Below are 9,772 nucleotides of genomic sequence, written 5' to 3'. Positions count from 1 at the left end.
AACGGGTGGAGCTGACTGGTACTAATAGGCCGAGGGCTTGTCCTCAGTTGCTCGCGTCCACTGTGTTAGTTCTGAAGTAACGAACTGTGTCGTATCCGGTTGGTTAACTTCATAGTGTTTCGGTGGTCATAGCGTTAGGGAAACGCCCGGTTTACATTCCGAACCCGGAAGCTAAGCCTTTCAGCGCCGATGGTACTGCAGGGGGGACCCTGTGGGAGAGTAGGACGCCGCCGAACAACCCGCCCTTTTAGCTCAGTCGGTAGAGCGTCTCCATGGTAAGGAGAAGGTCAACGGTTCGATTCCGTTAAAGGGCTCCAAAACGAGAAGGCCCCCACCATTTGGTGGGGGCCTTTTTGTGTTTCCCCATTAGTATTCTTCGGGTTGATCTTGAGGATGTGCTTCATGGGGAGGAACGCGTGATGTCGGATCAGACTCCGGCCGAGGCCGAGTTCGAACAGGCCTGGGCCGACCAGAGGTATACCCGGGCGGTTCTGCCGGACGTGGACGTGAACCGGATCCTGGGGGAGCGGTACGTCACCGGAGCGCCGGTGGCCCTGGACCGGGCGGCGGTCTGGGACATGGAAGTACGCAAGGCCGGCAATCCGGGTGCCTTCATTCCGAACGTCGTCGAGGAGGGCTCTGTCTCCGCCTGGGTGCCTGGCCGGGAGGGTGCGGAGCTGGGGAACGAGTTCGTCAGGCAGTCGCGGCAGCGGCTGTGGCTGCAGCCGGGTGAGTACGGACTCGTGCTCGAAGAGACGCACCTGAACCATGACCGGCAGGTGGTGACCTTCCTCGGCCGGGAGACCTTCTCCGATGTGCGGGGGCGCCCCCTGCACGCGGACGACCGCCAGCCGCTGTTCCACGTACAGCACGGGGTCGCGGGTACCGATGGGCAGCCGCTCAATACCTGGCGGATCGTCCTGCTGACCGATGAGCCGGACGAGCGGGTGGTGAGGGTTTTCGACCGGATGGCCACGGACCCCTGGCTGCCCGAGTTCCTCGAGCTGTACGTCCGGGACGTGCTGGGGATCGGGCTGACGCGCAGGGACGACGTCTGAGTCAAGCCCCGAATCTTCGGGTCGTGACCAGGGGCGGGGTTCGGGGCGCAATGGGAGCAGCAGGAGTTCCCAGCCCTCGATCCACGGGAGGAACCATGAGTACCGAACGGATCCGACACCTCGCCCGTACGCTCAGGACGGCCTTGGCTGCCGACGGCGCCTCCCCGTCCCCGCCTCCGTCCACGTCTCCTTCCCGGTCCACCACCGGCCGCGAGGCGGTCGTCGATACGGGCAGCAGGACGCCCTGGACCGGGGAAATGGCAGCCCCGTCCTTCATGATCCTGGTCGCGGGGCCCCGCCGGTAAGCGGTGTGGCGCGACGGTGCTCAGTCGCCGTCGCGCTGCCGGGGGATGCGGAAGGCCAGGATGGCCATGTCGTCGGAGGCAGGTTCGGCGGCGAAGCGTTCCACCGCGCGCAGGACGCGGGAGGCGACGGCGCCGGCAGTGAGGCCCGTACAGGTGGTGAGGACCTCGGTGAGGCCGTCGTCGCCGAGCATGCGGGTGCCCTCGCGGCGTTCGGTGACGCCGTCCGTGACGCACAGGAGGACGTCGCCCGGGTCCAGGGTGAGGGTCTGCTCGTAGAGGTCCAGGTCGTCGAGGACGCCGAGGAGGGGCTGCGGGTCGGCGGCGGGGGTCACCACGCCGTTCGGCCGCAGGCGCAGCGGCAGGGGGTGGCCCGCGCAGACGACCTTCATGTGGGCGCCGCCGTCGGGCTGCGGGTGCAGCTCGCCGTAGAGGAGGGTGAGGAAGCGGCTGCGGTCGCCCTCGTCGAGGATCGCCGCGTTGAGGCGCTCCAGGACGGCCGGGCCGCCGAGGCCCTCGCGGGCCAGCAGGCGCAGGGCGTGGCGGGCCAGGCCGGTGACCGCGGCCGCCTCCGGGCCCGTACCGCAGACGTCGCCGATGGCGAACCCGTAGACGCCGGGGCGGATCGGGAAGACGTCGTAGAAGTCGCCGCCCACCTCGTTGCCCTCGCCGGCGGCGCGGTAGATGACCTCGACCTCGATGCCGGGGATGGTGGGGGAGCCGGGCGGCAGCAGGCTGCGCTGGAGGGAGCGGCTGATGGCGGTGCGCTCGGAGTACAGGCGGGCGTTGTCCAGGGCGAGGGCGGCGCGGCGGGAGAGGTCCTCGGCGAGTTCGAGGATCTCCTGCCGGAAGTGCTCCTCGGAGGGCTTGCCGAGGGTCAGCATGCCGATCACGCGGTTGCGGGCGAGGAGCGGGAGGACCACGGTCTCGCCGCCGACCGCGATCGTGGTGGCCTGCCAGGGGCGGGCGCCGGCCTCGCGGACCGGCTCGGGCGGGCTGACCTGGGAGAGCAGGGCCTTGAGGCCGTCGATGCGTTCCTCGTCCTCGTGCAGGACGTACGAGAGGAACGGGTCGGAGGCCTGGTCGGCGATGGTGTAGACGGCGCACCAGGTGGCGAGGGTGGGGACGGTCATCTGGGCCATGAGGGCCAGGGTCTGGTCCCGGTCCAGGGTGCCGGCGAGCAGGTCGGAGGCCTCGACGAGGAAGGAGAGGGAGCCGCGGCGCAGTCGTTCGAGCTCGCCGAGGCGGGCCGATTCCACGGCGAGGGCGATGCGGTCCGCGGCGAACTGCAGGCGCAGGGCGTCGTCGTTGGAGTACCGGCCGGGGATCTCGGCGGCGACGCCGAGGGAGCCGGTGAGGCGGCCCTCGACCTTGAGGGGGACGGTGATGGCGGAGCGCATGCCGGTGGCTTCCAGGAGGGGTACCGCGCCGGGGACGACGATGAGGTCCTCGTGGACGGCGGGCATGCGGGCGCTGCCGTACCGGTTGGTGCCGGCTTCGACGGGGACGCGGGCGAAGCGCTGGCGGGTGGAGGGCAGACCGGTGGTGGCGCGGACCTCGAGCTCGGTCTCGTCGTCGGTGGCGAGGAGGAGGAAGGCGGAGTCGGCGTCGAGGAGGTCGCGGGCGCGTTCCACGGTGCGCTGGAGGAGGCCGTCGAGGTCGTCGGGGGCCGGAGAGCCGATGAAGATCTCGAAGGGGTCCGTGGGGCGGGTCTCGGTCAGGTGGCCGCCGTCCATGGGGACCCGTGCGGGGCTCTGCAGCAGGGCGCGCTCGTCGTCGTGCACGAGCAGGCAGACGATGGAGGGCTCGCCGTGGGCATCGCGGACCCGCAGGTGGGAGGCGTAGATCGGGATGACGCGGCCGTCGGCGCCTCGGATGCCGTAGCTGCCCTCCCAGCGGGAGAGGCGCAGGGCCTCGGCGATGCCGGTACCGGTGCCGGGGGTCTGCGGCCAGGCGGCGAGCTCGGCGAGCGGGCGGCCGACCGCCTTCGAGGCGAGGTGGCCGAAGATGATCTCGGCGTCCTCGTTCCAGGCGGAGACGGTGCCGGCCGAGTCGATCTGGAGGACGGCGACGCGGACGCGGCTGTCGGCCAGGGGCAGGAGCTGGTCGGGGACGACGGGTCCCGCGGAGCGGGTACCGACCGGACGGTCCGGCATGTCGAGCCGGAACCACACGTGCTTGTGCGTGGCCGTGTACTCGACGCCCCAGCGGGTGGCGAGGGCGGCGCAGAGCATGAGCCCGCGGCCGTTCTCGCGGTCGGGATCGGCGTAGGGGCGCTCGCCGGGGTGCCGGAGCGGGAGCTCGCGCTCGGGGTAGCGGTCGGCCACCTCGACCCGTACGCCGTCCTCGGTGCGCAGGCACAGGACTTCGGCGCGGGTGCCGGCGTGGACCACGGCGTTGGTGACGAGCTCGCTGGTGAGGACCACCGCGTCGTCGACGATGTCCGCGAATCCCCAGCCCTGGAGGGTGTCGCGGACGAATGCGCGGGCAGCAGCGACCGAACGCCCCTGTGGATCGAAACTGGCAGCCGCCCGTGCCGTGATCACAAGTCTCCTTCGACGCGGTGGACAACGGATCCCAGGTTACTTACCTTCACGGTCGCCATGGTGCCGTCGTCGGGGAATCCACCCACAGGGTGCGGCCGGTGTGCGATGGTGCCGGAGTGTTATGGCCGGGTTGGGCCGGGGTGAAACACTGGGCAGGCTTGGAGTCGGGTAGTTAAGTGGGCACGGCGTTAGTGGGCACGGCGTTAGTGGGCACGGCGTACATGGGCACGGCGTAAGTGGACGCGGTCTGATGAACAAGATGCCCGGTGGAACAGTGGTCGACCCTTTCGGGAGGGACACGGTGGAGGCTGGCGCGGCGGCGCGGCGTACGGGAACGCGCCCGAAGGGAGGACGCTCCCGGCGGGGCGTGACGACGGAAGTCGATACCGCGGCCCTGAACAGGCTGCTCACGGCTCTGGTGTCGATGCGGGACGGGAACTTCCGCAAGCGCCTGACGGTGTCCGGCGACGGGGTGATGGCGGAGATCGCCGCCGTCTACAACGAGGTCGCCGACCGCAATCTCCACCTGACCGGGGAGCTGTCCCGGGTGCGGCGGATGGTGGGCCGCGAGGGCAAGCTGAGCGAACGGCTGGAAACGGGTGCCTGCGAGGGCTCCTGGGCGGCCGCGATCGACGCCTCGAACCAGCTGGTGGACGATCTGGCCCGGCCGGTGTCCGAGGTGGGCCGGGTGCTGTCTGCGGTCGCCGAGGGTGATCTCGACCAGCGCATGGACCTGCGGACCCAGGCCGCGGAGGGTGCCGGGCACCCGCTGCGCGGGGAGTTCCTGAAGGTCGGGCGGACGGTCAACAACCTGGTCGACCAGCTCTCCGCGTTCACCGACGAGGTGACGCGGGTGGCGCTCGAGGTGGGCACCGAGGGCAAGCTCGGCGGCCAGGCGCAAGTGCGCGGAATGTCCGGATCCTGGAAGGATCTGACCGACTCCGTCAACACGATGGCGTACCGGCTCACCGCCCAGGTGCGTGACATCGCTCTCGTGACGACGGCGGTGGCCAAGGGCGATCTGTCGCGCAAGGTCACGGTGCACGTGGCCGGCGAGATGCTGCAGCTGAAGAACACCGTGAACACGATGGTGGACCAGCTCTCCTCGTTCTCCTCCGAGGTGACCCGCGTGGCCCGCGAGGTGGGTACGGAGGGTGAGCTCGGCGGCCAGGCGAAGGTGCCCGGGGTCGCGGGCGTGTGGAAGGACCTGACCGACTCCGTCAATACGATGGCGGGCAACCTGACGGCCCAGGTGCGCGGTATCGCGCAGGTGACCACGGCGGTGGCCAACGGCGACCTGTCGCAGAAGGTCCGGGTCAGCGCGCGCGGCGAGGTCGCGCAGCTGGCCGAAACGATCAACCAGATGACCGAGACGCTACGTACCTTCGCGGACGAGGTCACGCGCGTGGCCAGCGAGGTCGGGGCGAAGGGCCTGCTCGGCGGGCAGGCGCAGGTGCCGGGCGCGGCCGGGACGTGGAAGGACCTCACGGACTCGGTGAACACGGTCTTCCGCAACCTCACCACGCAGGTGCGCGACATCGCCCAGGTGACGACGGCGGTGGCCAACGGCGACCTGTCGCAGAAGGTCACCGTGAACGTGGCCGGCGAGATGCTGGAGCTGAAGAACACCGTCAACACGATGGTGGACCAGCTCCAGTCCTTCGGTGCCGAAGTGACGCGGGTGGCCCGTGAGGTCGGCGTCGAAGGCGAACTGGGCGGGCAGGCGCAGGTGCCGGGCGCGGCCGGGACGTGGAAGGACCTCACCGACTCGGTGAACACCGCCTTCCGCAACCTCACCGGGCAGGTCCGCAACATCGCCCAGGTGACGACGGCGGTGGCCAACGGCGACCTGTCGCAGAAGGTCACGGTCGACGTCTCCGGCGAGATGCTCCAGCTGAAGAACACCGTGAACACGATGGTGGACCAGCTGTCCTCCTTCGCCGACCAGGTCACGCGGATGGCGCGGGACGTGGGCACGGAGGGCCGGCTCGGCGGCCAGGCACGGGTCGAGGGGGTGTCCGGCACCTGGAAGGAACTCACCGACTCCGTCAACTTCATGGCCGGGAACCTGACCTCCCAGGTGCGCCAGATCGCCCAGGTGACCACGGCCGTGGCCCGCGGCGACCTCTCCCAGAAGATCGACGTGGACGCGCGCGGCGAGATCCTGGAGCTCAAGAACACCATCAACACCATGGTCGACCAGCTCTCGGCCTTCGCCGAGCAGGTGACCCGGGTGGCCCGGGACGTGGGTACGGAGGGCCGGCTCGGCGGTCAGGCGCAGGTGCCCGGTGTGGCCGGTGTGTGGCGCGACCTGACGGACTCCGTGAACGGCATGGCCGGGAACCTGACGTCCCAGGTGCGCAACATCGCGCAGGTCGCCACCGCGGTGGCGCGCGGTGACCTGTCGCAGAAGATCGAGGTCGACGCCCGGGGCGAGATCCTGGAGCTGAAGAACACCCTCAACACGATGGTGGACCAGCTCTCGAACTTCGCGGAGCAGGTGACGCGGGTGGCCCGGGAGGTGGGTACCGAGGGCATCCTGGGCGGCCAGGCCGAGGTGAAGGGCGTCTCCGGCACCTGGAAGGACCTCACCCAGTCCGTCAACTTCATGGCGAACAACCTGACCTCCCAGGTGCGCAACATCGCGGAGGTGACCACGGCGGTCGCCATGGGCGATCTCTCCAAGAAGATCACGGTCGACGCGAAGGGCGAGATCCTCGAACTGGTCACCACCGTGAACACGATGGTGGACCAGCTGTCGTCCTTCGCCGAGCAGGTGACGCGGGTGGCCCGGGAGGTGGGTACCGAGGGCATCCTCGGCGGCCAGGCCCGGGTGCGCGGGGTCACCGGCATCTGGAAGGACCTCAGCGACAACGTCAACACCATGGCCGGCAATCTGACCGCCCAGGTGCGCGGGATCGCCCAGGTATCGACGGCGGTGGCCAACGGCGACCTGACGAAGAAGGTCACCGTCGAGGCCCGTGGCGAGGTCGCGCAGCTCGCCGACACCGTGAACACGATGGTCAAGACCCTGTCCTCCTTCGCCGACGAGGTCACGCGCGTGGCCCGCGAGGTGGGTACGGAGGGCCGCCTCGGCGGTCAGGCACACGTCCCCGGGGTCTCCGGGACGTGGAAGGACCTCACCGACTCGGTGAACTTCATGGCCTCCAACCTCACCGGCCAGGTGCGGCAGATCGCCATGGTCACGACCGCCATCGCCAAGGGCGACATGACCAAGAAGATCGACATCGATGCGCGCGGGGAGATCCTGGAGCTCAAGACCACGATCAACACGATGGTCGACCAGCTCTCCTCCTTCGCCGACCAGGTGACCCGGGTGGCCCGCGAGGTGGGTACGGAGGGCATCCTCGGCGGCCAGGCCCGGGTCCGCGACGTGGACGGCACCTGGCGGGACCTGACCGAGTCCGTGAACGAGATGGCCGGGAACCTCACCCGGCAGGTGCGCGCCATCGCGGCCGTCGCCACCGCGGTGACGCGGGGCGACCTCAACCTGAAGATCGACGTGGACGCGGCGGGCGAGATCCAGGTCCTCCAGGACAACCTCAACACGATGATCGCCAACCTGCGCGACACCACCCTGGCCAACAAGGAGCAGGACTGGCTCAAGGGCAACCTCGCCCGCATCTCCGCCCTGATGCAGGGCCGCCGCGAGCTGGACGACGTGGCCTCGCTGATCATGAGCGAGCTGACCCCGGTGGTTTCGGCGCAGCACGGCGCGTTCTTCCTGGCGCTGCCGGCCGGCGGGACCACCGAGATCGGGACGGACGGGGGCGCGGAGGGTTCGTACGAGCTGCGGATGCGCGGGAGTTACGCGTACGCCGGCGGCCAGATGCCCATCTCCTTCCGGCCGGGGGAGGGACTGATCGGGATGGTCGCCGAGGAGAAGCGGATGGTGCTCATCGAGAACACCCCGCCCGGCTACCTGAAGATCTCCTCCGGGCTCGGCGAGGCCCCGCCCGCGCACGTGATCGTGCTGCCGGTGCTCTTCGAGGGGAAGGTGCTCGGCGTCATCGAGCTGGCCTCCTTCCAGCCCTTCACGCAGATCCAGAAGGACTTCCTCAGCCAGATCGCCGAGATGATCGGTACGAGCGTCAACACCATCTCCGTCAACTCCAAGACGGAGATGCTGCTCAAGCAGTCGCAGGAGATGACCGAGCAGCTGCGCGAGCGCTCCGACGAGCTGGAGAACCGGCAGAAGGCCCTCCAGGCCGCCAACGCCGAGTTGGAGGAGAAGGCCGAGCTGCTGGCCCAGCAGAACCGGGACATCGAGGTGAAGAACACCGAGATCGAGGAGGCCCGCCAAGTCCTGGAGGAGCGTGCCGAGCAGCTCGCGGTCTCGATGCGGTACAAGAGCGAGTTCCTGGCGAACATGTCCCACGAGCTGCGGACCCCGCTCAACTCCCTGCTGATCCTGGCGAAGCTGCTCGCCGACAACGCGGACGAGAACCTCTCGCCCAAGCAGGTCGAGTTCGCCGAGACGATTCACGGCGCCGGCTCCGACCTGCTCCAGCTGATCAACGACATCCTCGACCTGTCGAAGGTCGAGGCCGGGAAGATGGACGTCTCCCCGACCCGGATCGCGCTGGTCCAGCTCGTCGACTACGTGGAGGCCACCTTCAGGCCGCTGACCGCGGAGAAGGGGCTCGACTTCTCGGTACGGGTCTCCCCGGAGCTCCCTGCGACGCTGCACACCGACGAGCAGCGGCTGCTCCAGGTGCTGCGCAACCTGCTGTCGAACGCGGTGAAGTTCACCGACACCGGGGCGGTGGAGCTGGTGATCCGGCCCGCCGGGGCCGATGTGCCCGTCGCGATCCGCGAGCAGCTCCTGGAGGCCGGTTCGCTGCGGGAGGCCGACGCCGACCTGATCGCCTTCTCGGTGACCGACACCGGGATCGGGATCGCCGCGAGCAAGATGCTGGTGATCTTCGAGGCGTTCAAGCAGGCCGACGGGACCACCAGCCGCAAGTACGGCGGCACCGGTCTCGGGCTGTCCATCAGCCGGGAGATCGCCCGGCTGCTGGGCGGGGAGATCCACGCGGCGAGCGAGCCCGGCCGCGGGTCGACCTTCACCCTGTACCTGCCGCTGCACCCGAGCGAGCTGCCCCCGCAGGGGTACGCGCCGCCGACGCCCGGCGGGGCGCGCGGGGAGCTGTACCGCCGCCCGGTGGCCGAGGAGGCGCGGACCGAACTGCCGGCGGCGCCGGTGGCGCAGGGCCCCGTAGCGCCCGTGGGGCCGATGGCGCTGCCGCGGGCCGGGGAACCGGTCGGGCAGGGGTCCTCCGCGCTGTTCCGGCGGCGCCGCAAGGCGATGGCCGAGCCGCCGCTGCGGGCGGAGGTGCCCGGACAGGGCGACGCGGACGCCTGGGCCGTCGAGGAGCCGCTGCCCTCGGCGCCGCGGACGTACGACTTCCACGGCGAGCGGGTGCTGATCGTGGACGACGACGTGCGCAACGTCTTCGCGCTGACCAGCGTGCTGGAGCAGCACGGGCTGGCGGTGCTGTACGCGGAGAACGGCCGGGAGGGCATCGAGGTCCTGGAGCAGCACGACGACGTGGCGCTCGTGCTGATGGACATCATGATGCCGGAGATGGACGGGTACGCGACGACCTCGGCGATCCGGCGGATGCCCCAGTTCGAGGGGCTGCCGATCATCGCGCTGACGGCGAAGGCGATGAAGGGGGACCGGGAGAAGGCGATCGAGTCCGGTGCCTCGGACTACGTGACCAAGCCGGTCGAGCCCGACTACCTACTGTCGGTCATGGAAGGGCACATGCGCGGGGCCGGGGCGTGACCGGGCGGGCGGAGGGGAACTCCCGAGGGAACCTTCTGCCCTTCCACCACGTTT

General features: G+C 69.7%; 4 protein-coding genes, 1 tRNA gene and 1 rRNA gene. 5 read left to right on the top strand and 1 reads right to left on the bottom strand.

The features are described from left to right. The first annotated feature begins 118 nt into the window (after positions 1 to 118). From rrf to MTF69_RS07795, 4 genes are all read left to right on the top strand, one after another. Positions 119 to 236, top strand: a 5S ribosomal RNA gene (rrf, locus tag MTF69_RS07810). Between the two features lie 5 nt (positions 237 to 241). Further along, positions 242 to 317 (top strand) — tRNA-Thr (locus MTF69_RS07805). 102 nt (positions 318 to 419) lie between these two features. Then, positions 420 to 1,058 carry a hypothetical protein gene (locus MTF69_RS07800; protein WP_243331887.1) on the top strand — a complete coding sequence of 213 codons (639 nt, stop codon included), beginning with the start codon at positions 420 to 422 and terminating at the stop codon, positions 1,056 to 1,058. A 95-nt stretch (positions 1,059 to 1,153) separates the two neighbouring features. Beyond that, positions 1,154 to 1,363, top strand: coding sequence for a hypothetical protein (locus tag MTF69_RS07795; RefSeq protein WP_243331885.1), 210 nt, complete (start codon positions 1,154 to 1,156; stop codon positions 1,361 to 1,363). A 20-nt stretch (positions 1,364 to 1,383) separates the two neighbouring features. Here MTF69_RS07795 and MTF69_RS07790 read toward each other — a convergent pair whose 3' ends face one another. Further along, positions 1,384 to 3,906 (bottom strand): SpoIIE family protein phosphatase, encoded by a 2,523-nt coding sequence (locus MTF69_RS07790; RefSeq protein ID WP_243331883.1) that lies wholly within the window; start codon positions 3,904 to 3,906, stop codon positions 1,384 to 1,386. 301 nt (positions 3,907 to 4,207) lie between these two features. Between MTF69_RS07790 and MTF69_RS07785 the strand changes: the two genes are divergently transcribed. Continuing rightward, on the top strand, positions 4,208 to 9,718 hold the full coding sequence (locus MTF69_RS07785) for a HAMP domain-containing protein (protein WP_243331882.1): 5,511 nt from the start codon (positions 4,208 to 4,210) through the stop codon (positions 9,716 to 9,718). Positions 9,719 to 9,772: the final 54 nt, after the last annotated feature.

It is taken from the genome of Streptomyces sp. AP-93, assembly GCF_022808175.1.
GTDB lineage: Bacteria > Actinomycetota > Actinomycetes > Streptomycetales > Streptomycetaceae > Streptomyces.
This window is presented reverse-complemented; position numbering and strand designations above follow the sequence as displayed.

Bases quoted from the DNA above. Each gene is read 5' to 3' on its own strand.
- MTF69_RS07795 (WP_243331885.1), top strand. From the start codon at position 1,154: ATGAGTACCGAACGGATCCGACACCTCGCCCGTACGCTCAGGACGGCC.
- MTF69_RS07800 (WP_243331887.1), top strand. From the start codon at position 420: ATGTCGGATCAGACTCCGGCCGAGGCCGAGTTCGAACAGGCCTGGGCC.